At 41.0% G+C, this 24,849-nt stretch carries 22 protein-coding genes and 1 pseudogene; 19 read left to right on the forward strand and 4 right to left on the reverse strand.

From position 1 onward, the window contains the following. Window positions 1-252: 252 nt before the first annotated feature. From abc-f to H171_RS03090, 4 genes are all read left to right on the forward strand, one after another. The gene (abc-f, locus tag H171_RS03075; RefSeq protein ID WP_100303832.1) at window positions 253-2,325 is read left to right on the forward strand and encodes a ribosomal protection-like ABC-F family protein; all 2,073 of its coding nucleotides are present in this window, start codon (window positions 253-255) and stop codon (window positions 2,323-2,325) included. Window positions 2,326-3,018: 693 nt separating this feature from the next. Then, window positions 3,019-3,366, forward strand: coding sequence for an AraC family ligand binding domain-containing protein (locus H171_RS24775; RefSeq protein ID WP_330404145.1), 348 nt, complete (start codon window positions 3,019-3,021; stop codon window positions 3,364-3,366). An 11-nt stretch (window positions 3,367-3,377) separates the two neighbouring features. Then, window positions 3,378-3,740, forward strand: coding sequence for a hypothetical protein (locus H171_RS24780; protein ID WP_330404146.1), 363 nt, complete (start codon window positions 3,378-3,380; stop codon window positions 3,738-3,740). A gap of 31 nt (window positions 3,741-3,771) precedes the next feature. Next, complete coding sequence (locus H171_RS03090; protein WP_408645658.1) at window positions 3,772-4,179, forward strand: DUF2000 domain-containing protein; 408 nt, start codon at window positions 3,772-3,774, stop codon at window positions 4,177-4,179. 247 nt (window positions 4,180-4,426) lie between these two features. Here the strand turns inward: H171_RS03090 and H171_RS24950 are convergent. Both H171_RS24950 and H171_RS24955 read right to left on the reverse strand, forming a co-directional pair. Further along, a pseudogene (locus H171_RS24950) lies at window positions 4,427-4,519 on the reverse strand (AraC family transcriptional regulator); the annotation flags it as partial. Further along, the gene (locus H171_RS24955; RefSeq protein ID WP_157803103.1) at window positions 4,483-4,698 is read right to left on the reverse strand and encodes a helix-turn-helix domain-containing protein; all 216 of its coding nucleotides are present in this window, start codon (window positions 4,696-4,698) and stop codon (window positions 4,483-4,485) included. The pseudogene H171_RS24950 and the gene H171_RS24955, both read right to left, overlap by 37 nt. A gap of 12 nt (window positions 4,699-4,710) precedes the next feature. On the opposite strand from H171_RS24955, the gene H171_RS24035 reads away from it, so the two are divergent. Further along, on the forward strand, window positions 4,711-4,863 hold the full coding sequence (locus H171_RS24035; RefSeq protein WP_157803104.1) for a hypothetical protein: 153 nt from the start codon (window positions 4,711-4,713) through the stop codon (window positions 4,861-4,863). Between the two features lie 266 nt (window positions 4,864-5,129). Here H171_RS24035 and H171_RS03105 read toward each other — a convergent pair whose 3' ends face one another. Next, window positions 5,130-6,698: a PucR family transcriptional regulator gene (locus H171_RS03105; protein WP_100303835.1), complete on the reverse strand. Its 1,569-nt coding sequence runs from the start codon at window positions 6,696-6,698 to the stop codon at window positions 5,130-5,132. A 191-nt stretch (window positions 6,699-6,889) separates the two neighbouring features. Here H171_RS03105 and H171_RS03110 point away from each other — a divergent pair, with 191 nt between their 5' ends. The 12 genes from H171_RS03110 (at window position 6,890) to H171_RS03165 (ending at window position 20,227) form a co-directional block, all read left to right on the forward strand. After that, window positions 6,890-9,703 carry an oxidoreductase gene (locus tag H171_RS03110; protein ID WP_100303836.1) on the forward strand — a complete coding sequence of 938 codons (2,814 nt, stop codon included), beginning with the start codon at window positions 6,890-6,892 and terminating at the stop codon, window positions 9,701-9,703. A gap of 62 nt (window positions 9,704-9,765) precedes the next feature. Further along, window positions 9,766-10,542 carry an SDR family NAD(P)-dependent oxidoreductase gene (locus tag H171_RS03115; protein ID WP_100303837.1) on the forward strand — a complete coding sequence of 259 codons (777 nt, stop codon included), beginning with the start codon at window positions 9,766-9,768 and terminating at the stop codon, window positions 10,540-10,542. A 706-nt stretch (window positions 10,543-11,248) separates the two neighbouring features. Next, a complete protein-coding gene (locus H171_RS03120; RefSeq protein ID WP_100303838.1) occupies window positions 11,249-13,003 on the forward strand; it encodes an ATP-binding cassette domain-containing protein in 1,755 nt (584 codons plus the stop codon). A 108-nt stretch (window positions 13,004-13,111) separates the two neighbouring features. After that, window positions 13,112-13,537: a VOC family protein gene (locus tag H171_RS03125; RefSeq protein WP_100303839.1), complete on the forward strand. Its 426-nt coding sequence runs from the start codon at window positions 13,112-13,114 to the stop codon at window positions 13,535-13,537. 690 nt (window positions 13,538-14,227) lie between these two features. Beyond that, window positions 14,228-15,025: a phosphate ABC transporter ATP-binding protein PstB gene (gene pstB, locus H171_RS03130; protein WP_100303840.1), complete on the forward strand. Its 798-nt coding sequence runs from the start codon at window positions 14,228-14,230 to the stop codon at window positions 15,023-15,025. 115 nt (window positions 15,026-15,140) lie between these two features. Then, window positions 15,141-15,989 (forward strand): phosphate ABC transporter substrate-binding protein, encoded by an 849-nt coding sequence (locus tag H171_RS03135; RefSeq protein WP_100303841.1) that lies wholly within the window; start codon window positions 15,141-15,143, stop codon window positions 15,987-15,989. After that, window positions 15,986-16,831: a phosphate ABC transporter permease subunit PstC gene (pstC, locus tag H171_RS03140; protein WP_100303842.1), complete on the forward strand. Its 846-nt coding sequence runs from the start codon at window positions 15,986-15,988 to the stop codon at window positions 16,829-16,831. The genes H171_RS03135 and pstC overlap by 4 nt, the downstream gene beginning before the upstream one ends. A gap of 7 nt (window positions 16,832-16,838) precedes the next feature. Continuing rightward, window positions 16,839-17,675, forward strand: coding sequence for a phosphate ABC transporter permease PstA (gene pstA / locus H171_RS03145; protein WP_100303843.1), 837 nt, complete (start codon window positions 16,839-16,841; stop codon window positions 17,673-17,675). Between the two features lie 10 nt (window positions 17,676-17,685). After that, a complete protein-coding gene (locus tag H171_RS03150) occupies window positions 17,686-18,447 on the forward strand; it encodes a phosphate ABC transporter ATP-binding protein (protein ID WP_100303844.1) in 762 nt (253 codons plus the stop codon). Window positions 18,448-18,482: 35 nt separating this feature from the next. Further along, on the forward strand, window positions 18,483-19,145 hold the full coding sequence (gene phoU / locus H171_RS03155) for a phosphate signaling complex protein PhoU (RefSeq protein ID WP_242976845.1): 663 nt from the start codon (window positions 18,483-18,485) through the stop codon (window positions 19,143-19,145). A gap of 273 nt (window positions 19,146-19,418) precedes the next feature. Further along, a complete protein-coding gene (locus H171_RS03160; protein WP_100303846.1) occupies window positions 19,419-19,844 on the forward strand; it encodes a VOC family protein in 426 nt (141 codons plus the stop codon). 2 nt (window positions 19,845-19,846) lie between these two features. Continuing rightward, window positions 19,847-20,227: a DUF2200 domain-containing protein gene (locus H171_RS03165; RefSeq protein ID WP_100303847.1), complete on the forward strand. Its 381-nt coding sequence runs from the start codon at window positions 19,847-19,849 to the stop codon at window positions 20,225-20,227. Between the two features lie 139 nt (window positions 20,228-20,366). Here the strand turns inward: H171_RS03165 and H171_RS03170 are convergent, their stop codons facing one another. Continuing rightward, on the reverse strand, window positions 20,367-22,151 hold the full coding sequence (locus tag H171_RS03170) for a PrpR N-terminal domain-containing protein (RefSeq protein ID WP_100303848.1): 1,785 nt from the start codon (window positions 22,149-22,151) through the stop codon (window positions 20,367-20,369). A 246-nt stretch (window positions 22,152-22,397) separates the two neighbouring features. Between H171_RS03170 and H171_RS03175 the strand changes: the two genes are divergently transcribed. Next, entirely contained in the window at window positions 22,398-23,645 is a 1,248-nt protein-coding gene (locus tag H171_RS03175; protein WP_100303849.1) for a four-carbon acid sugar kinase family protein, read from the forward strand. A 25-nt stretch (window positions 23,646-23,670) separates the two neighbouring features. Then, the gene (locus H171_RS03180) at window positions 23,671-24,834 is read left to right on the forward strand and encodes a sialidase family protein (RefSeq protein ID WP_100303850.1); all 1,164 of its coding nucleotides are present in this window, start codon (window positions 23,671-23,673) and stop codon (window positions 24,832-24,834) included. The last annotated feature ends 15 nt before the right edge of the window (window positions 24,835-24,849 follow it).

Here is a 24,849-nt window from a genome sequence, read left to right on the forward strand (position 1 = left end):
ATACTTAAATGGGTAAAATTGGAATCTATTATGATCGCAATATTTCAAGTTAAGGCTAGAAGTGCGTCCAAATTTAATAGATTCAATGTTAACCATATAAGGTTTTTGGAGTATTCTGATTAATATCATTTGATATTACGGTGATAATTAAAAATTAGCAACCCAAAGCTTATTGGCTTTGGGCTTTTTTTCGTTCATTTTTAAGTAAAGGGTAAAGTCAGAGTTTAATTATAAGAAAGGTCAGGTAGAGTCATGATAGAATTAAGTATTAATAATTTAACGAAATTTTATGGAGCAAACAAGATATTTGAAACGATATGCTTTGAGGTGAAAACTGGGGAGAGGATTGGGTTAATTGGTAAGAATGGGTGTGGGAAGACTACAATTATGAAGATTATTATGGGCAGGTTTAAGGAAAGTAACTTAAATTTACAAGGGTGGTTTGAGGATACCGGACAAGTGCAGGATGGGGAAGCTTCGTATGGGGAGGAGGTCTCAGAAGATTATCAGGCAGGAGAGGTAAATCTTCGTAAAGGGATTAAGGTAGGGTATTTAAATCAGATACCTGTTTACAGTGAGGATACCAAAGCGATTGATGTAATCCGCATGGCTTTTCAAAAAGTCTTTGATTTGAAGAGACGGTTATCAGAGCTTGAAGGGGTGTTTCAGACTTCTTCGGGTGAGAAGCTTGAAAAAGCACTGTTAAGTTACGGACGGCTCACGGAGGAGTATGAGATAGCCGGAGGATATGAGCTGGAAACGAAGATTAACAAGATTACAGAGGGACTTAAAATTAATGATATTTTAAAGCAACTTCCATTTCAAAGTTTAAGCGGCGGAGAAAAAACCAGAGTGATTTTGGCGAAGATACTTCTTGAGGAGCCAGATATTCTGCTTCTTGACGAACCTACCAACCATCTGGATTTAGAAACCACAGAATGGCTGGAGGGCTTTTTAAAGGATTATAAAGGTTCTGTTCTGATTATATCCCATGACAGATATTTTCTGGATAATGTTGCTATGAAAATCGTGGAGTTAGAGTTTAGCCGGGCTAATATTTACATGGGGAATTATAGTTATTATGTACTGGAAAAAGAGAGACGGTTCTTAATTGACTATAGGAATTATATCAACCAGCAGAAAAAGATCGAACAGATGGAAAAACAGATTGAGCGTTACCGTATCTGGGGAAATATGAGAGACAGTGAAACAATGTTTAAACGGGCAAAGGAATTGGAAAAGCGTCTGGAAAAGATTGAAGTATTGGATAAACCGGTCCTTGAAGGCAGGAAGGTTCGCCTTAATCAGGATAGCACAAACCGTTCCGGAAAAATGGTATTAGAAACCAAACACTTAAGTAAAAGTTTTGGTGATACGGTATTACTAAAAGACATTGATATGAAAGTTTATTATCAGGATAGTGCCTGCATTATCGGGAAAAACGGCTGCGGCAAATCTACCCTGCTTAAGCTGATATTAGGAGAATTAAAACCAGATTACGGTACGGTAAAAATTGGTGCTCAGGTTAAAATCGGTTATCTGCCTCAGCAGGTTGTTTTTGAAGATGAAAACCAGACCATACTTGAGTACTTTTCTGGTCTTCACAATATTACTTATGAAGCTGCCAGAAACCAGCTAGCAAGAGTATTATTCTTTAAAGACGATGTCCATAAGAAAATAAGATTCTTATCCGGTGGGGAGAAGAGCCGGTTAAGGTTATGTTCTTTAACCTTTGAAAAAGTGAATTTTATGATTCTGGATGAGCCTACCAATCACTTGGATATTGATTCCAGGGAAGTGCTGGAGGAAACTTTAACCGCATTTGAAGGAACCCTGTTATTTGTATCCCATGACCGGTATTTTATAAATAAAGTTGCAGGTAAAATCATGTCATTTGAAAATAACCATCTTATTACTTATCCGGGAGATTATACGTATTATCAGGAAGAATTGCAAAAGGCGGGAAAATTTGAGGACCAGTCAAACGAAAAGGCTAGGGGTCTAAGCAACCTGTTAAAGGTTTATGAAGATGATAAGCCTTATAATAAGGAACAGCCCCAAAAGCCATATGAAAAGAGGCCTTCCATTGGGGTAGAAGTGAATCAATACAGCAGAACGGATAACAAATCCAGGAAGTTGAATACGCAAAAGTCAGATATTCTTGTGAATGAGATTGAAGCCATAGAAGCTGCATTAAAAGCATTGGAACAGGAGATAAATAATAATAATTCCAATTTCGAATATTTACAGGAACTATTCTTAAAAAAAGAAACTATGGAAAAAGAACTGGATTTTGCTTATGATAAATGGGAGAACTGTCAGTAATACAGAATATTGCCAGGCGCAATCATTGCAGGTGTGTGATTGAAACAAAAACAGTTGCATCTTTGCAGGAGTCATTAAATTGGTTGGTAACCCATTGGAGCAATAAGTAAATGCAAATAGATAAGCTCAAGGCTCCAACGGGTCTCTCTTTTTATATAAGTATTATTCAATTTAATGTCTACGCCAAGGTCAAAATGCGTCTTTCAGGAATCAGCATTACTGCCTCAACACACGTTGAGACGATAATATTAATGAAAAATTGTGGTTCACATAAGAATTAAGGGAGACAACCACAAGATGTAGTGGATTTTGGTCGAAAAACGAGGAAAAATGAGCCTAAAAATGCCCGCTTTCACCGTTTTAAAAATCACGATTTGACAGACGGCATCAGCAATTTGGGGGAGAATGAGTAAAAAACACAGAGAGTATACGTTGCAGAAGCGTATATCCTCTTTTCCATATATCGGGCAGCAAATGACCGTACCTCCTATGCCTGCAAGGGATATGGTGTGCGTAAGGCATTCACCCTGATATGGGCATCACGCAGACTTGCCAATACAGTAATTGAAAGAAGTCAGGAAAACAATTATCAAGCAAGGTCAATATCATACAAGAATGATGTAAAGATATGTGATACATTAGATATCAAATCATTAGGAAGGAGGTAACCCCTTTACAAAAGAAATAAGAACAGTGAAATTTGATGTGGAACTTAAAATAGAAGCATATCATTTTCAAGGGATCATGCAAAAATTCCACAATCATTTTCATGAGTATTATGTAATAGGATTCATCGAAAACGGAAGTCGGTATTTATCGTGTAAGAACAAGGAGTATACCATAGAACAAGGAGATCTGTTACTGTTCAATCCCGGAGATAATCATACCAGCGAACTAATCGATGGCAAAACGCTGGATTATCGCTGTATCAATATTCAACCTGAAGTTATGAGTAAAGCTGTTTATGAAATAACAGGAAGGGACGATTTGCCTTATTTTACAACACCGGTAATTTTTCATAATGAATTGGTTTACTATTAAGAGAGCTGCATTTGGTGATCATACAGGATGAGGAGGATTTCAGAAAAGAAGAAATATTCTTTTTGCTCTTGGAGCAGTTAATTAAAGAATATACAGATGTGATACAATCACCAAAATCAGGACAAAGTTTGGAAACCAAGGCCATTTGTGAGTTTTTGGAGAAAAATTACGTGAAGAACATCACATTAAATGAATTAAGTAATCTAACCGGGTTAAGTAAATATTATTTGCTTCGCTATTTTACGAAACAAGTTCCTGTAATAACGGTTGCTACTTCTGTTATCATATTACGAGAAAAAATCACAGGTATTGCTGTATTTGGAATAGTTCTTACGTTAGCAGGGTTGTTTATATCCGAGAATAAGATTTTTTAAAAAGGAGAGCTTAAAATTGAATGATTACGATATGAAATGTGTAATGGTCATAGATTCAGAACTGCCAATCGGTGTAATAGCCAACACCTCAGCTATCTTAGGGGTGACATTGGGGAAGCAGATTCCAGAGCAAGTGGGAGCTGATGTTATCGATGCCACAGAGAAAACACATTTAGGAATTATAACAATGCCAATTGCAATGCTAAAAGGCAATAAGGACGTTTTAAAAGATTTGAGGAAACGGTTGTATACCCCGGAGTTTAGTGATTTAGTTGTTGTTGATTTTTCTGATGTAGCACAATGCTGTAATGTGTATAGTGAGTATATTACCAAAGCGGCGTGTGTACCAGAGAAAGATCACACATATTTGGGAGTAGCCATTTATGGAGAAAAGAAAAAAGTAAACAGGTTGATAGGTTTTATGCCTTTGCTACGATAATAAAGAAATAAAAGATAAATCCAATTTAGTGTGGTTATCATTCAGGATGTATATATAACCAGAAGTAAGGTGGGTGAAGAAGTTGAAAAAAACTGTTGGTAAATAGGTGCCGGCATAACCGGGACTTCGGTATTATTATTTGCTATTTCAATGATTGTACAATTGGTTATAAATGATATGGGTATATTTCTAAGCTGCCTGTCATCGCTTTTTATTGCGATCGGATTCGTCATATTTATTTGTTTGATTATTTGGAAGGCCGTGAGTTACCAGCTTTTTTTCTATATTGGGAGGGAGAAATACCTACCTGTTTCTGAAAAACTTTTGTAAAGTAGGTAAAATTAAGTCCGCTGCAATTTCATAAATGGGAGCATCAGAGTATTTTAGCATATTTTTTGACCGTTCTATTTTCAGCTTTATTATATATTTCGTAAAAGAAGTTCTCGTTTTTTGTTTAAAATATCTGCTAAAGTACTTCTCATTTAAATTATATTCAGAAGCCAGATCACTTAAATTCAAATCATCTAAAAAGTGGTATGGTATTATTTAAATCCTGTTTCCAATGGCACCAGAGGTGCGATGCAGACCGGCTGGCTGATAGATCCACTGGACGGCTACCGCTATTATCTCGATCCACAGACCGGGCAGATGGCAATGGGCTGGGTTAATGTTGATGGCATTTAGTATTATTTTACCGAGTCAGGAGGAGAATATTCCGGTTGGAAATGGGATGCGGTTGCCGGAGTATGGCAATATGAGTTTATCGGAAGACGTCCAACAGGGGCAATGGAACCGGATATGAAGCGAAATTAGTTATCTGATTGGTACAAGACACTTGTATCTCAAAAGATAGAAAAATTTAGTTCACTAAGAGAGCAAGGCAAAGATAATAATCGGAACCTTGCTTTCTTAGTGCGATTTTAATTTGGAAGATAAGAGATATCATTCCCTCACGAGTATTTTAAATTGTTAGGCATTATACTATTCTGATAGGCTGCCAAGCTATTATTTCGCTCATTATACCGGTTTATGAGAAAAGAAAGCCGAAGCAGGAAAAGCGTATTAATGTCTGTAAGATCAACCCGGCATATTTCAGTGATACGATTTAAACGGTAGACAAGGGAATTTCGGTGGATATATAGACTTTCTGAAGTTAATTTAATGTTACACCCCTTTTCTATGTAGACATATAAGGTCTTATACAGCTGCGATCCATTTTCATGGTCATACTGATTGAGTACTGCCAGAGCCGGATGACAGTACCACCCTAATTTATCCGGATTCTTTACTTCCGAAAACAAATCATAAATCTGATAATTTTGATAGAGGTAAACCAATTCTTCCGGGTTTAATTTATGGCCCAACTCTAATGCTGCAAGTGCTTGTTCATAGTGGCTTACAAAGTTATCAATGCAGGAAAAAGAGTTACTGATTCCCATTCGTATGTGTTCCTTTTTAGAAAAATATTTCAACATTTCCAGAAACTCTAAACCTATTTCAGTATCTTCTTTTAATGGAATGACCGCAACAATCCCGTTATTATGATAAGTAACATGGGTACCGGGGATCTGTATTTTCAGATTCTTGCATATAAGATTTTTTAAGTACGGTTGTCCAGGATATCTTGCAGGACGAATGAATAGAACCTGCATTTTGGCAGGAAATTGAAGTTCTGTCAGTCTTGGCATGATATCCTTTGATGGCGTTCCGATCAGCATATCATATAATACTTCATGATAAATGCTGTTTTTTTCAATTAAGTCCGATTTATAGTATGAAATGGTGTAGCTGATAACATGGCTTATTGTACTTAACATTTCAAAATGGGAAGGAAGAAAGCTGTTCTCTCCTTCAATCATCAATAAAAATCCAATCTGGGTTTGGTTATGAAAAACTTTACTGCTTAACTTACGGAAAGGGGATTTGTTGCAGGTGACTTCTATGGCGGCTGTAGTCTGGGAAGCGTTGCGTATGGATTTTAATTCTTTTACTTCATTGATAAATTCATAACAGCAGTATCCCTTCTTTGTATTTTCTATCCAAAGAGGATCGAGGACAGGGATAGATGCAGAAGTGGCAATGATTTTAAAGTTCATATCACAAAACAGCAAAGAATTTCCAAGCCTTACAGAGGCAGCATCAATAACGGCTTCAATGTTATGGGTTTTATCAGCGATAGCAGTAAGTTCCTCAAAAATTCCTTTATGAGTCGCTTCAATCAAAGTTTTTGCATCGTTGAATATGGTAAACAAAGAATCATCTTCTACCAAAGCGATATTACTTCCAACAGTGGGAAGGGGAGGCACTGCAGAATCCGTGCGTGCAATTATGCATTGACATGGAATAGATCCTGCATTTTCTAATTGTTTATCATAACCAAAGTAAAGAGTATTCCTAATCGTATTATCATGCTTGTTGTCAATCAAAGCAACATCCTGTATTTCTAAATCTTCTCCTTGTGATAGGATATCAATTGAATATTCTTCTGAGATTTTTTCTACAAACTTTGTAAATTTCATAGTTTCCCCCATTTTAGAAATGATCTGTTTAAATTATATTTTTACTATAGTGCACGATGAACAAATTGTCAAATTTTTATCATTCATGGTACACATTGTTAAATTGCTGATTTTAACGTATTCTTATGGCATTATGAAGGTTATCGTTTCACGCAGATAATCTTATATAGGTACATAGTAGGAGGGGAAAAATGTATAACAAATTATTTGAAGAGGGAAGAATTGGAAAGGTAACGATTAAGAATCGTTTGGTCATGTCTCCAATGGGATGCGGACTTGCCAATCTTGATGGATCGCCGTCTGAAGATATGATTGCTTTTTACGAAGCAAGAGCGGTTGGCGGTGCAGGAATCATCATACCAGAGATTACCCGTATCAATGATACGCATGGAGCAGGGCTTATGAGACAGCTGTCAGTCACAAAAGACAGGCATATCGGGCCACTGGCTGAACTTGCGGAAGCAGTACATAAGAATGGCAGCAAGATATTTATACAGCTGCATCATCCTGGACGTGAAACGGTGTCTGCACTTATTGGCGGACAGCCGGTAGTTGCACCGTCTCCGATTCCTTGTAAATTAGTAAAACAGGAGACACGTGCACTTACCATAGATGAAATAAAACAATTGATTTTGCAGTTTATCGAAGGTGCTGTCAGAGTTCAAAAAGCAGGTTGTGACGGAGTGGAATTACACGCAGCACATGGTTATCTGTTGCATCAGTTTTTGTCTCCTTATACAAATAAAAGAGAAGACGAATACGGCGGAAGTTTTGAAAATCGTCTAAGATTGATTATTGAAATTATCGATGGAATACGGAAAGAATGTGGTCCGGATTTCCCGATCGGTGTCCGGTTAAGTGTAGAAGAATTTCTGGAAAAGACAGGCGTAACAGAAGAGTATATCCATATTCAAGATGGTGTAAAAATTGCTATGGCGTTAGAGCAGGCAGGTATTGATTTTATTGATACCAGCTGTGGATTATATGAAACAGGCATGACCTGCATAGAACCTATTTCTTTCCCGCAGGGTTGGAGACATGACATGCTATTGGCAGTAAAAAGTCATGTGAAAATTCCTGTAATCGGTGTATCAGTATTTAGAGAACCTGCTGTAGCGGAAAAATTCCTGGAAGAAGGGGTAGTAGATTTTATTTCCATGGGACGTACCTGGAATGCCGATGAAGAGTGGGGGAAAAAAGTACAGGAAGGAAGAGAAAATGAGTTGCGCAAATGCATCTCCTGTCTGCGATGCTTTGAAAGTCTGAATGAATATAACGCTGCCGGTTTACCGCCGGAATGTGCACTAAACCCCAGATATGCAAGAGAGCGGAAATATGGGAATCTTGTTCACGATACCAAAGGACATACTGCAATTGTTGTTGGCGGCGGACCGGCTGGAATGTGTGCAGCACAAACCCTTGCCCTTCGTGGAGTCAAAGTGACTTTGCTTGACCGTCAGAGTGAACTTGGAGGAACCGTTAATCTGGCCAAGAAACCGCCGTTAAAGGATCGTATGCAGTGGATTGCCGATTATTATAACGGTGAATTGAAACGGCTTGGAGTAGAAGTTAAATTAAATACGGAAGCAACCGCAGATAGGATTATGGAATATAAGCCGGATGCAGTTATTCTTGCCACAGGCTCAGCATCCATTATTCCAGGAAAAATCCCGGGAATAATGGGTGACAATGTATTTACGGTGGAATCGGTGCTGTCAGGAAATTCAGCATTAAAAGGGAAAAAAGTAGCTGTGATCGGTGCAGGGCTTACAGGGCTTGAGACGGCAGAATATCTTTGTGAAGAGGGAAATCAGGTCACCATTATTGATATGCTTGATAAGCCTGCTCCAAATGCGAACCATACCAATGTAGCTGATGTCTGTGGACGGCTTGCCAAATCAGGTGCAGATTATTTGCTGGGACATTCCTTAAAAGAGATAAAATTAAACAGGATTGTACTGGAGAGATTGGAAGATCATGCAGAAGTAAATGTATCTGCCGACGCAGTCGTACTTTCTCTTGGATTCAGACCGGATCAATCTTTGGTTTCTGAATTAGAAGCAAAGGGTGCAGAGGTGAAGGTAATAGGAAGTGCCATAAAAGATGGAACTATTGCACCTGCAGTACGTACAGGTTATGAAGCAGGAAGTGAATTATTTAAGGAAAAGCAAAAAGTCCCAAGCTTTCGGGTTTCCAAAAATGAAATACCAAACTTCGGCAAGATATCTCTAATGGATAATCAGGAGGGACTCTACATCAGCTACCTTACTGACCCGGCAGCAATTGCGCGGATACTTCCGCCGCCATTGAAACCATTTTCTATGCCGGTAGTTACCTTATCCATCTGCCATGTGAATAATCCAACATTTGCAGATGATTATTATGAAGCTATTTTGGGGGTTTATGCAACCTACGGTAAGACACTTGGCTTATATACGATGGGTCTGGTACTTGGCGGATCAGGAGCTGAAATGGCAGTACAATGCGGCCGTGATAATGGAAGTATCCCAAAGAAACTGGGAGGAGAATTTGTCATTAGAAGAAATGGTGACACGGTAACAGCAGGAGTAACGAGAAGAGGAACACAGCTTGTAGAGGCAACCATGAAATTAGGTGAATATAATAATCCTCTGACCGCAGCCCTCTATCAATTCCCGGCAGCAGGTAAGCAGACATTTGGAGGCGGGTTCTATTTCCATTTTGACCGGCTGCCAGATGAAAACGGTGTTTCTCATTTCCTGAACGGAGCATTGCTTATGAATCAATGCGAATATAATTATCAATCATGGGAGCCGGGAATTGTTTCGCTCAATTTAAAATCAAGTATTGATGATCCATGGGCAGAACTTCCTGTTAACACCATAATAGGCGGTGCTTATTCAAAGAACAGTTTGTTAGTACATAAACTTAATTTAGTTGAAAAATTAGAAGCCAATGATGTAATTCCATATTTGTTAACCGGACGCTATGACCGTACGGCATTTATGGAAACGGGCCGTATTTAATTCGATTTTGGGGAATATTATTTGTGATCTCAATTGATAAAAGTGAAAGGATGTATATAAATATGGAAAATTTTTTTGACTTAACTGGAAAAGTAGCTGTAGTAACAGGAGCAAGCTCAGGACTTGGTGCAGATGCGGCACTAGCCTATGCAAAAGCAGGAGCAGACGTTGCATTACTGGCAAGACGTATTGAAAAGTTAAACGAAGTAAAAGCAGAAATTGAGAAAACAGGCAGAAAGGTAGTTGCTGTTGGGTGTGATGTTACAAATGAGGAAAGTGTAAAAACAGCAATGCAAACCGTGCTTGATACCTTCGGCCACATTGATATTTTGTTAAATAATGCAGGAGTTGCTGTTCGTGGCGGTGTAGACAGCATGTCCGTGGAAGATTGGGATAAATCCTTTGATACGAATGTGAAGGGAATCTTTTTAGCAAGCAAATATGTACTTCCACAGATGAAGGAAAGAGGCTATGGTAAAATTATTAATATAGCATCCGTAAATGCAGTTGTTGCAGATAAGTTTGATGTATTTATCAGACATTCCTATAATTCCTCCAAAGCTGCAGTGGTTGGCTTAACAAGAGGTATGGCAGCTTCTTATGCCAAATATGGTATCACTGTGAATGCCATTGGACCGGCTCTTTTTGAAAGTGAAATGACGAGTGAAACTTTATTTAAGTCAGAAAATTTTCTGAACCAATATAATACATTGAATCCGGCAGGACGTCCAGGAAGAAGAGGGGAATTAAATGGTACAGTTCTCTATCTTTCCAGCGATAGTTCCAGTTATGTTCAGGGCCAGTTCATAATCGTAGATGGCGGTGGAGCTCTTGTATAAGATTAAGTGTTTTAACTGGCAGTAGTACAAAATACGGCAATTTACTTTCCAACTGCCTCATCTTAAAAACACGTTCAAAGTTTTGAAAACAGACAAAACCGGACGTGTTTTTAATTTGGCATATTATATTGGAAAGCAATAATGCAATTCTGAAAAATAGTGTAAACCTCCAAACTGAGCAATTTTATTTTACATCAGTTTGAAGGTTCATATAAACTATGGGATGCTCTGTTTTAGCTGTTGAAATATCACTAAATCAAGTGATACACTTTGAGCAGTTTTTCAATATCTGTACCCGAAATCTTCTTCATAGCTTCATTGAATACACGATCAGATTATTGATTAGGACAATAATACGGATATTAAAGCGGCTCCCGTACTTTTTATATTAAAAGTTTAGGTGTCTATTGTTGATATAAAAATTTGTTGCGGTAAAGTAGAGTTTACAAAAGAGAACAGTCATGAGATTACTAGCTATAGCTTTGTGTTCCCTGAATATCCAGTTATTTCAGCATGTCTTGACGTTACATCAAAACGCCGATATAATAAGGTGATAAAAATGGCAATGCAACAGCTTAATAATCTTGTTTAATTAATAGTAGGCGGGGTAAAGTGGGATTTTGACACGAAATATAAAAGAACGGTTGCATCACATTGTGAAGTATATGTCAAACTATATCGGAAATAAATGCCATAGGAGGTAATCATGATTAAGGTTCAAAACTTGTCCTACTCATATCCGCAAAAGGATTTATATAAAAAAGTTTCATTTACAATAGAAGATAATGCACATTGTGCGTTGATTGGTACCAACGGTACAGGAAAAAGTACGTTACTCGATTTACTAATGCACTCCGAAGAGTATCTGTACGATGGTAAAATAGAAATTGACAATGCAAGCAGAATCGGATATGTCAGTCAATTTTCACAATTAGATCTAAAAGAAGATATGACCGTATTTCAGTATATAAGCGATGAATTTGTAAAGCATGAGCAGATAATATTTGACTTTTGTAAGGAGATGGAGACTGCTGTAGACCTGGAAAGTATCTTCGAGGAATATCAGAAAGAGTTAGATGAATGGAATGCGATTGATGGAGATTCTCACGAAATCAATATAAGGAAACAATTAAAACTAGCTAATCTGCAAAAGAAAGAAGAACAGAAAGTCAGTAGTCTGAGTGGCGGAGAATTTAAGCTGGTTCAGGTAATCAAAGAGATGATGCTGAGTCCAAGGTTTCTAATTATGGATGAACCGGATGTGTTTTTGGATTTTAATCATCTGAATGCATTAAGAAATCTGATCAATGCCCACAAAGGAACACTTCTTATTATTACACATAACAGGTATTTGTTAAACCATTGCTTTAACAAGATACTTCATATGGAAAATATGGATGTTCAGGAATTTAATGGAACCTATACAGAATATAATTATGAACTTCTTGCTACGAAGATTGATTTAGAAGAAGCAGCAGCTGCAGACCAAGCTGAGATTGACCGTCAAAGTAAAATCTTACAAAAATCCAGAGCGAGAGCGTCGGAAATGGACAACGCATCCCTTGGAAGAGCCGTACACGCAAGACAGACGTTGGTGGATCGGCTGAAAGCAAGAAAAACTAAGGCCCCTTTCGTGGACATCAAACAGCCGGAGATTTATTTTGATCTGGAAAATGAAGTGGCAGAAGAAAATATTCTGGAATTGACGGATTACAGTGTTGCATTTGATGAGCAGCTTTTAGAGCATGTGAATTTTGAAATGAAGCCTGCAGAGCATGTAGCAATCGTGGGGAGTAATGGAACAGGAAAAACAACAATGCTATGTGAAATCTTTGAAAATAAGAAAGACACGATCAGGATTAGTGAAGGTGCAAAGGTCGGCATGTTTTCCCAGGTTACTGGTTCATTATATGATGATACGAAAACGCTGCTTGAAATCTTCGAAGAAAAAGGCTTTGATAGAAAAAATGATATAGAGAACTATTTAAAAAAATATGGTTTTGAAGGAGAGACGCTTGGTCAGAAAGTGAGTGAATTATCTGGTGGAGAAAAAGATTTGTTTCAATTAGCGGTGCTCTCATTAGAAAAAGCCAACTTCCTGCTGTTAGATGAACCGACGGGGCATTTGGATGTTTATGCGCAGATTGCATTAGAACAAGCGGTTTCAGAGTACAAAGGTGCAATTCTTATGGTATCCCATGATTATTATACGGTGGCCAATTGTATGGACTATGTACTTTTGGCAGAAAACAACACTGTGCGCAGAATGAGCATCCGTAAATTCCGACAGATGATATATGCAAATCATTTTGACAAAGATTATCTCCTGCTGGAGCAAAAGAAAAAAGAGACAGAAACCAGAATTCAACAGCTGCTTCGAACGAACGAATTTGAAATGGCAAAGGTTCTGATGGAGTCATTAGAAGAAATTATTAAAAAAATGAAAATGTCAATGACATAATTTCAATAAGTTTCATTATGCAGTAAAGAACGGTTGTCCCAGCACATATGGAGAAGGTTGCTATTCTTTCCCATAAAAAACAATTTTTTATTTGGAGGTATTCGCGCAATGGCTGATGAACTGAAAATCAAAATGTACTCATTTACGATGGATTGCAAAGACCCTTATGAACTAGCGAAGTTTTATGCAGCGATGCTCAATTGGGAAATACCATTTTATGATGAAGATTGGGCATGTGTAGGCGCTCCGGGAACGGAGCAGGGGGTATATCCTGGTATAACGTTTCAACGGAATCCTGAGTATAAACCGCCTGTGTGGCCGGATGAGCCTGATGCGCAGCAGCAAATGGCGCATTTAGACTTTGCCGTTAATGATTTGGAGAAGGCAGTTGAATATGCCATTCATTGTGGAGCGGCTATCGCAGATGAGCAATTCTCCGATAATTGGAGGGTCATGCTCGACCCCGCCGGACACCCTTTTTGCTTATGCCAGATGAAATCAATTATTGAAAGTCCCCATTTTGCGTTGTTATAAAAAACATAGCTCAATAAAAACACCTGCACCCCTATTGGCATAAGTCGAAGGTGGAAAAGTGGGAGGGAGTGTCAAGGATAATACGAGCGGCTGCGCCGTCCTTAACACTCCCTCCCGTTTTTGCTTATGGATAACAAGGCAGGAGAGCCCTCGTGTGACTCCTGCTCCATTCCATTTTGGATAAGATATTATGTATTCCCCATAACAAAACAGCGGTATGCACTTTGTCAGGTGCATACCGCCTTTTGTTGTCAGCAGCCCGATTCACGGTATACGTATAATTCCTCGTAATCAACCTAAAAACAGTATAAATAAACAAAAATTTGTGAATATGAACAGTATGAATATGAAAATATATTTCGAATTATGGACAAGATAGTAATAAAGAACAAGATGCAAATATCTTTGAAGAATTATTTACAAAAATGCTTCGGAATCATACCTGAAAATATCGGTATCCTATGAATCCCGCAGAGAGGACTTTATATTACCTTGCCTGCTGGTCTCTTTCCGGGGATGAAAATTTTACACAAATTTTACCTATAATTAACATAGATAATGCTTTTATTATCATTAATTATTGTATAATTAATATTCGTTGTGAAGAGAAAGATAGAAATTTAAAATATTAAAAAGGATAAGATCTTCTTATTAAAGTTTTAATAAGGAGTAGATTAGCGAGGGTGACGAATGGATGATCAAATGTTAAAGTCTGGGCAAAAAGCCAAGATAAAAACAGATGCGGTAAACCTTTTTTATGGCAACTTCCAAGCGCTGAGGAATGTTACAATGGATATTAAGGAATGTGCTATCACAGCCATAATTGGTCCGTCGGGATGCGGTAAATCTTCCCTTCTGCGTCTTTTTAATCGTATGAATGACCCGATACCAGGAGTTAGGGTAGAGGGGAAAATTTTGCTTGATGGTGTTTCTATTTATGATAAAAGTATGGATGTCGTTGCACTGAAAAAAAGAGTTGGTATGGTTTTTCAAAAACCGAACCCCTTTCCCATGTCTGTGTATGATAATATGGCCTTTGGTCCAAGGCATCATGGAATAAAGCAAAGAGCTCGTCTTGATGAGATTGTGGAAAGGAACTTAAACCAGGTAGCTTTATGGGACGAAGTTAAGGACAAACTGAAAGAATCTGCTTTTGATCTTTCGCCGGGCCAGCAGCAGCGTCTGTGTATTGCCCGTGCATTGGCTGTGGAGCCTGAGGTTTTATTAATGGATGAATCCTGCAGTGCTCTTGATCCGGAATCTACAATGCAGGTTGAGGGGTTAATGGAGGAACTGGCTCAAAAATATACGATCATTATTGTAACTCATAGTATGGAACAAGCGGCAAGGGTGTCTCATATGACTGCGTTTATGATGATGGATCATGATAGAGCGGGGACATTGGTCGAATACGCTCCTACAGCTGAAATTTTTGCTAATCCTAAGGATAAACGCACCGAGGACTATATTACAGGTCGGTTCGGATAAAAAAATTTTAAAAAGTGAACTTGCAGTTCTTTAATATATTCTGAGAAATGGAGGAAATCGAACATTAGAGTTTTATCAAAGTAGATGATTTTGATGTTTGATTTTTGTGAGAGACATGAGGAAAAATATTGTAACATGCAAATTATTAAGACGAATAAAAGGTTCTGTCAGCATAGTGATAATGACCCTTTCTATGGGGGTGCTGACTGCATGCAGCCAAGCACCTGGCGCAGCCACGATTGTTGCAGGCTCAACTTCCGTACAACCCTATGCTGAGATTCTGGCAGAAGAGTATATGGCTTTAAATCCAGACGCTGTGATTGATATCCAGGGCGGAGGATCTTCGGCCGGTATTACGGCAACCAAGACACACAGTGCTGATATTGGAATGTCCTCCCGGGCATTGACCGATGAGGAGAAAAATCTGTGGAATGTAGAAATTGCTAAGGATGGATTGGTATTAATAGTGAACCCAAGGAATCCGATACAAGACCTTACTGCAGATCAGATTTGCGATATTTACGCAGCTACGATTACCGACTGGAGTCAATTGGGAGGTTCAAAGTCAAAGATCAATATCATAGCGCGAGAAGAAGGATCGGGTACAAGAAGTGCCTTTGCAGAGCTTGTGATGGGTGAAAAAGAGATTACCTCGAAAGCTATCGTCCAGGATTCCAATGGGGCGGTACGGCAATTGGTTGCGGATGACCCCAATGCCATAGGATTTATCTCTTTGGGATTGGTTACGGATGAAGTGAAAGCTTTACATTTAGATGGTATCGAAGCGACACGAGAAAATATAATGAATGGCAGCTATAGACTGTCCAGGCAGTTTTTATTTGTCACTGACGGGGAACCGACCGGGTTAAATAGAAAATTCATAGATTTTACCCTTTCTTCAGAAGGGCAAAAATTGCTAAGCAAAGAGGGGCTTATTCCATCAGCAGAGGGGGCAGGAAAATGAAGAATTTTAAAGAAAAATTATCTGAGCGTGTGTTTCTTCTAATTGCTCTTTCGACTTTATCGGTGCTGGCGTTAATCACTGTGTTTATATTTATAAAAGGTATACCTATTATTGCAAAGGTAGGTATAATAAACTTTGTTTTTGGTATGAAATGGGCTCCCAGCCAAGGCGCCTATGGCATTTTCCCGATGATAGTAGGATCTGTATCGGTCACATTAGGAGCAGCAATCCTGGGAGTTCCCATTGCTATTTGCTGCAGTATTTTTCTGGCTGAGTTTGCTCCTGCAAAACTTAGAAACTTATTCAGACCCGCCATCCAGTTGCTGGCTGCCATACCTTCCGTGGTATATGGGTTCTGGGGAGTATTGTTCGTTGTACCAATGATACGTAATTACCTGGGAGGGCCGGGCTTAAGCATATTGGCAGGTTCCATCATTTTGGGTATTATGATCCTGCCAACGATCATCAGCATCACCGAAGTATCCCTCCTTGCGCTGCCGCGCCATTATAAGGATGGGGCACTTGCATTAGGATTGACACAATGGCAAACGATACGTTCCTTGCTGTTACCTGCAGCCAAATCGGGAATTGTTGCCGCCGTGATATTAGGTTTAGGCAGGGCAATTGGTGAGACTATGGCGGTGATTATGGTTCTGGGTAATGCTGTCGCACTTCCTGAATCAGTTCTTGACCCTGTCAGGACACTGACCACGAATATCGGCATTGAGATGGGATATGCATCTGGCGAACACCAGCAGGCGCTTTTTGCCACAGGTATTGTATTGTTTGTCATTATCATGATTTTAAATGCTACTGCCCAATACATCACACGAAAGAGGTGAGGTCACTATGAGAATTAACGCGAAAACTTCCGAAAAAATAGCAAAAGTTTTGATTTGGACAGCTGCGCTTCTTGTTATTGCAATTCTTTTTTCTATAATTATCCATATACTAGTCAAGGGCATACCTATGCTCAGCTGGCAGTTTTTAACGGATATTCCGCGGGATATGGGCCGTTCTGGGGGTATTTCTTCTTCCATTGTCGGTACTCTGATTGTGACTGCTGTAGCCGTTATTGTCGCAACACCATTTGGAATTGGAACAGCTATATACCTTACGGAGTACACACGTGAGAGCAGAGTCACCCGCATTATCCGATTCAGTGCCGAGTCTCTGGCAGGGATCCCATCCATTGTTTATGGACTTTTTGGTTTTATCTTCTTTGTTATATACTTAAAAATGGGATGGTCAATTTTGTCCGGCGGATTAACCATGGCTATCATGATTCTGCCAACTATCATACGTACATCAGAAGAGGCGATTCGTACTGTGCCGCAGCTATACCGGGAGGTAGGCTTCTCTTTGGGACTCACAAAGTGGCAGGCAATAACCAGGACGGTACTCCCATCAGCACTCCCAGGTATAGTTAATGGAGTAATACTAAGCATAGGGAGATGTGTAGCTGAGACAGCTGCTGTTATTTTGACCGCAGGATCAGCATTGCGTATGCCAACATCAATCTTCTCCCCAACTCGAACGATGGCAGTACATTTTTATATACTGGCAAGGGAGGGAATATCCATGGATAACGCTTATGGAACAGCAGCGCTCCTGATTATTCTTATTCTTCTGCTTAATGTTGGTTTCAATATGCTGGTCAATAGATTCATAGCGAAAGGCCGTTAAGAGGTGAAAAATGACACAGAAATCAAAAATAGAGATAAAAGGATTAAACTTCTTTTATCAACAAAAGCAGGTTATTAAAGAACTGAACCTGGAGATACCTAAAAATCGGATTATGGCAGTTTTTGGTCCAGCCAACAGTGGTATAACAACACTGCTTCGCACTCTAAACCGTCTGAGTGACTTGACTGTGGGGGCCCGACAGGAGGGTGAGATACTTTTAGATGGGAAAAACATCTTTGACCCGGATGTTAATGTTACAGAACTGCGCCGCAGGGTAGGGATGGTCTTTGATGTACCAACACCTCTTCCTATGTCCATCTTTGACAATGTCGCATTGGGGCCCCGTATGGGCGGAATGAAAACCAAGGCGGATGTGGCAGAGGAAGTAGAAAAGGCTCTGCGTATGTCTGCCCTCTGGGATGATGTCAAAGACAGGCTGGATACTCCTGCAGCCAGGTTATCCGGTGGTCAGCAGCAGCGCTTGTGTATTGCCAGGGTTTTGGCTCTTGAGCCGGAGGTTATTTTGCTGGACAGACCCTGTTCAGCTCTTGACCCAATATCAACGGCCAAAATTGAGGAATCCTTAATACAGCTTAAGGAGCAATATACCATTATCATTGCACCGCATACCGTTCAGCAGGCTGGACGTATCGCTGACCGGGTTGCATTTATGTTAATGGGAGATTTAATAGAACAAGGTTATACCCAAGAGGTTTTTTCATTCCCCAAGGATAATCGAACGAACGATTACCTTACCGGAAGATTTGGCTAAGATTCCATTTATTCTATAAGCTTTTGTAAAAGGAGATGAGCATATTGGTTAGAGAACGTTTTACACAGAAGATACTTGAAGTTAAACAAAAGGTATTAAAAATGGGAACTCTGGTTGAGAATATTATTGACACGGCAGTGACTGCAATGAATACTCAAGATCTTGTACTTGCAAGGAATGTTTTGAAGAAAGATGACGAAATAGATCAGTTAGAACTTGAAATTGAAAAGGAATGTATGATGCTTCTTGCCCTTCAGCAGCCTCTCGCCAAGGATTTAAGGACAATAGCATCGGTTCTGAAAATCATAACAGATCTTGAGAGAATGGGTGATAATGCAGTGAACATTGCAGAGGTAATACTTGAGATTGGCGAAGAACCCATTTTAAATTCCCTAAAAGATATTCCAAGGATGGCAGATATTGCTCAGAAAATGTTAAAAATGAGCCTTGATGCCTTTGTAAATGAGGACATTGCCCTTGCAGAAAAGGCAGCTGAGAGGGATGAGGATGTTGACAGGCTCTATGAAACCGTTATAAATGATTTTCTCAACATCATCACAGAAAAAAGGGAACTTACAAAACAAGGTACGAAACTTCTGTTCTTAGGACGGTATCTTGAGAGAATCGCCGACCATTCTACCAATATATGTGAAAGAACGATATACATGATTACAGGTGAGTTAAAGGAGATAAATTAGAGGCATGCCTCTAATTTATTTCCTTTTTATAATATAAGAGTAGGGAGTAATATGATGTATGCACCTTACGGTATTTTGCAGAGCTAAAACAGAAGAGAAGGCAGTACAATTGGAGAGGAAACCGGGAGTGGCATTTATGCAAGACAAATAAGGTTATAGATGTTAATCGATGGGTGCGTATTAAACAGATATTATGTTATACTAAATTCAACAAGCAGGTGCAGGGCAATTACTACCTGATTTATCCCAAAAACAAAAAAAGGAGAAGAAACCATGATAATACCTTACCTTACCTTCTACGGTAACTGCAAAGACGCGCTGGATTTCTACCGCGCAGTCTTTCATTGCGACGAGCCAAAAGTCCTGCCTTACGGTGATTATATGCCGGAGGGATCAAAGACACCGCCGGAACTGCTGCGTACTTGGGTTATGCACGCCGAGATGGCAATTTGCGGCACGAACTTCTGGTTTGCTGATGAAGCAATGCCGCCCAGGAACGGCAGCAACATCAAATTAACCGCCACGGTACCCACAGGCGAGGAAGCGACGGCTATCTTTAATGCGCTTTGCGTAGGTGGCGAGGTGGTACTCCCACCGACTGAGACCTTCTACAGCATGTTCCACGCCGCAGTAACGGACAAGTTCGGCATGAACTGGAATGTCGTCGCTGAAGAAGCGCCGAAGAAACTGGAGGGGTGAAGATGAATAACGAACGTGTATACAAAATGAAATTTTCTGGGGTCTACCCTCTGTATATTCAAAAAGCTGAACGTAAAGGACGCACGAAGGCGGAAGTCGATACCGTCATCCAATGGCTGACAGGTTACGATGAACACAGATTACAGTCTCAAATCGAAAAAGATGTTGATTTTGAGACGTTCTTTGCCGAAGCCCCTCAAATTAATCCGAACGCTTCTGAAATCACCGGAGTAATCTGTGGGGTTCGCGTCGAGGAAATCGAAGATTCGCTTATGCAGAAGGTACGCTGGTTAGATAAGCTGGTGGACGAACTGGCAAAAGGTAAGCCGATGGAGAAGGTGTTGAGAGGCATGCAGTCGCTTTATAAAAGAACTAAAAAATAAGATAAAAATAGAGCTAGGGCTTATACCTTAGCTCCTTTGTATGTAGTCTGAAGCTAGTAAACAATGTTTTACTAGCTTTTTTGCCCCGTCCAGGCACTCATATGTTTCGTTGACAGATACTTGTGTGCTTTATTGCGTATTATTTTTGCAACAGACGCCATAGGGTTGTACGGCTGATACCCAAGCGTTTGGCTGCGGCGGTGTGGTTGCCCTCGGTTTCGCCTACCACCCGGATAGCGATGTCCTGGCTGATTTCTGAAAGCGTACGGTTTAAATCCAGAGGAGTAGCGGCATTTTCTTTTAAGGAGGAGAACGCGCCAACGTGCCGCTCCTTACGTAGTACCTGACGGACATTTTCGGCAGTAATGATTTGGCTGGTACCCGTTATTGCAAGTTCCCCAATTACACGGCGGAATTGGGTGTAATTATGGGGCCAGTTGTAACTTTGCAGAAGAGACAGCGCTTCTGGATCAGCACCTAAAATCTGCCGGGGCATGTGGACGTTCATGTGGCTCAGACATAGATTCATCAAAGTGGGAATCTGATGAGAGAGCTGACGCAACGGCGGAAGATATAAGGAAAGACAGGAAAGCTTTTCTCGAAAAAGAGCACCTACTTTAGATATATATTCGCCGCTTTGACAAACACAGGAAATCATTACCCTGTTTCGCTGGCACACATCCATCTCTTTTAGCACAGCGATTAGCTGGTACTGCCGTTCCAGAGATAATACATCCACATTCGCAAAGTATAGAGTGCTGCCCTCGTCTGCCAATGGGGAGTTGTGATGCTCCATAAGAAACGCCCAGCTGCGGTCGTTCAGCAGGCTGCAGTTGATGGACACCAGAGGGTTGTTGTGCAGCGGGCCTCTGATGTAAAACATGCTGACGATGGATTCCTTACCTGTGCCATCCTCACCTGTGAAGATGACAGGGGCAGTGCTTTGGCCTATCTGGTCAATTTCCTGCTGAAAACCTTGGAGGTTCCCTGCAAAGCTGAAAATGCTGTTGTAGTAAGCTGCCTCTGCCTCTGCTCGGCCGGAGAAACTGATCCCCATCTGGTTTGAGGATACCGGCAATTTTCTTTCATCGAAGAAAAAGGCGGTATATCGCAAAGAACCGCTGGCAATTTGCCGAACACGAATGGAGTAGCGCATGCCTTTCAGAGAACGGCTGATCCGCTGATCTCCTTCCTGTCCAGCCTGGGATAGTTCCTGACGCAGCAATTCCAATAATTCGGGCTTTAAATCTTCCAGCGTGGACAGAAACAGATTTCCCTGACTGTCAAAAACAATTGTATGCCCGATCTGCCCGCGAATAAGTTCTCGAAAAAACAAGTTTTCATCTCGCAGGTATTGTTGGCTTTCACACAGCAGAAATGCCTCGTTAAAGGCATTTCGGATACTGTCTATCCCGGAGGTGATAAGGAAAGAATTGATTCCAAGCCGCTGGGCTGCGGTGTTAACAATCACGTCGCAGAGGATTGTCTCGCATTGTTGATCCTGAAGACTGCGCAGTGTCGGCTCCACCGCCTCAATAGAATCTACGGTATGGATATCAATGTCGCATTCCAGCAATTCGCACAGAGGCAGCACATGGTTTCGAATATCGGCGAATGAAATCATGGTAGTCTTTTTTTTCAGCCCGCCCGCCAGTTTGATGGCACAGAGAATATCGTACATAGAAATTTCAATCTCGATAACCGGTATGGTTAACTGCTGCCGCAACATCTGTGCCGTAGCACCACGGGATATTACCACATCGTAATCCCCATGAAAGTTATTCCGGGCGATGATAAGACCCTGCTCCATATCACCCACATAGACTGTTAAATCAATCTGGGGATATTCTTTCGCCAGATTGAGCATCTGATTTTTCATTCCCTCATAGGGCGCAATGCCCAAAACACGAATATAATTCTTCATAGGCACCTCAATAATTCGTTTCATATATGAACATATTATACCAAATGCACAAAAATTAAGCAACAAATTTTTCGTATGTTTCAAATATAAACGATTATGAAGCGAAAATAACTTGACGAAAGCAGTTGGATTTATATAAAATGAATATAAATTTAATAAAAAAGGGATTAACAATTTCCGTAATGTACAAAATAAGGAATTAGCCCTTCTTAACTGTTTCAAAATGAAACAACAAGAGGTGAATGCATGGTAAAGCTTTTAATCATTGCTGATGACTTCACGGGAGCACTTGATACCGGCGTGCAGTTTGCAGCCAGGGGTGCGGCAACAATCGTGGTCACAGATTTATACTATGATTTCCGTTCAATTGAAAAAACAGTGGAAGTTTTAGTTATGGTTGCAGAAACCCGGCATGTGCAGCCGCAGGAGGCGTATGAGATTGTGTACCGCGCAGTGCATAGAGCATATCAAGCCGGAATTGCTTACATTTATAAAAAGACAGACTCCGCACTGCGGGGAAATATTGGCAGTGAATTGACGGCACTGATGGACGCAGCTGGTATCGACACCATACCATTTCTCCCTGCCTTTCCCAAACTGGGCAGAGTCACCCGGGAGGGAATTCACTATATTGACGGTGTACCTGTGGACCAGAGCGTATTTGGCCAGGATCCTTTTGAACCGATTTTGGACTCGGCGGTGGCGGATATCCTTGGACAGCAAACGAATGTGCCGGTGTTGATACACCCACGAAATGAAGAGCATAAAATTTCAAATCCCGGCATCCAGGTATTTGATGCTGAAACAGATGCAGATTTAAAACACATCGGCAGAGAACTGGGCCTGGATCGGCTGCGATTCTGTGCAGGATGTGCCGGGTTTGCGGCGGTGATGGCAGATTTGCTGAATTTGAAGGGACCTGCCCCGGAGATACCAAAGCTTGAAGATATCCTGTTTATAGCTTGTGGCAGTGTCAATCCAGTTACGATCAGCCAAATGAAGGCGGCACGGGAACAGGGCTTTCCACATGTAAATTTGACCCCTGTTCAAAAACTGGAAGGCCGCTGGGGGGATAGTGAGGCGGCGGTCGAATGTGTTCAACAATGGCTGGCACAGGCATCGGCAAAAAAACGGTTTATTCTTGATGTTAATGACCCGGAAGGGTGTGAGGATACCGATATCTACGCAAGGGAACACAACCTGACAACAGAACAGCTACGGGTGCTAATTTCAGACAATCTGGCAGCTTTGATTAAGCGAATGCTTGACGACGGTCTGAATGCTACTCTTTTGTGTACCGGCGGCGATACGCTGATGGCATTAATGAAAGCGGTAGGTGTTTCGGAGCTGACGCCAATTTGCGAAATGACAACCGGCGTTGTTTTAACAAAATTTACTTATAAAGAAAAAACATATCATATTATTTCAAAATCCGGTGGTTTTGGAGATCAGGATCTGCTTATAAAATTAGCAGAAAAGATTTCCTTAAAATAACAAAATAATAATGGAGGTATATATTATGAACTATCCTACTCTCGCCGGTTTGACTTTAGACGGCCGTATCTACCGCAACGAGGAAATGGGTACTGTGGAATCCATGGTACCTCCCGGCCCTTTCGCTACCTGTCATTCTCCAGCCATGCTGGAGCTGCCAAACGGTGACATGCTGTGTTGCTGGTTTGCGGGAACTTATGAAGGGGAAGCTGACGTACATATTGTATGTGCCCGTCTTCCAAAGGGGGCCGATCGATGGAGGTCGCCGGTCTCTGTTTCCGGCGACCCAAAGCGCAGCGAGCAGAATCCATCTTTGTTCTACGGCCCAGACGGCGCTGTTTGGTGTATGTACACCGCACAGCTGGACCGTATTGCGGGCAAAGACAACATGCAGTTCACCTCTCAGATCAGATGCCAAAAAAGCTTTGATGGCGGCCTGACCTGGGGCGGCTATGAAACCGTCTTCCAAAGAGAGGGCAGCTTCTGCCGCCAGCCGATTCAGATTCTGAAAAATGGCCGCTGGATTTTTGGCAACTGGCTGTGCACCGACTCTAAAGAAGGTCTTTCCGGTGACCCCAGCGTATTTCAGATTTCAGATGACCAGGGTAAATCCTGGCGTATGGTAGAGATGCCGAACAGCCGTGGCCGTGTTCATCCTACCATTGTTGAGATTGAAGACGGGCACCTTGCAGCTTTCATGCGCAGCCGTGAGGCAGACAATGTCTACCGCAGCGAATCTCTGGACTGGGGCGAAACCTGGTCAGAGCCGAAACCTACTCCTTTGCCAAACCATAACTCCTCTATAAGTGCTATCCGCACCAAAAGCGGCCGTGTTGCTGTGGCATATAATCCCACCGCCACTCCATCACCTGTTCCAGGCAAAGCTGCATGGCCGGGGCTTCGCTGCCCGGTTGCTGTGGCACTGTCCGAGGACGGCGGCCTTACTTTCCCGTTAATCCGCTTGATGGAACGCGGCGAGGGATACATCGGTGAGGAGAACAAAACAAACAACAAGCAGTACGAGTATCCTTACCTGATGCAGAGCACCGATGGCAGACTGCATCTAACATACGCAGCGTACACCCGTAAGTGCATTAAATACGTCAGCTTCACCGAAGAAGATGTTATCGGCGCAAAGCGTGAGTTCGTCGGCGTGTACAACCCTACCTCCGGCGAAGGTACAAAATAAGCAACAACCACAAGG

Origin of the sequence: [Clostridium] celerecrescens 18A, from assembly GCF_002797975.1 — a bacterium.
In the GTDB taxonomy this organism is placed as follows: Bacteria; Bacillota; Clostridia; order Lachnospirales; family Lachnospiraceae; genus Lacrimispora; species Lacrimispora celerecrescens.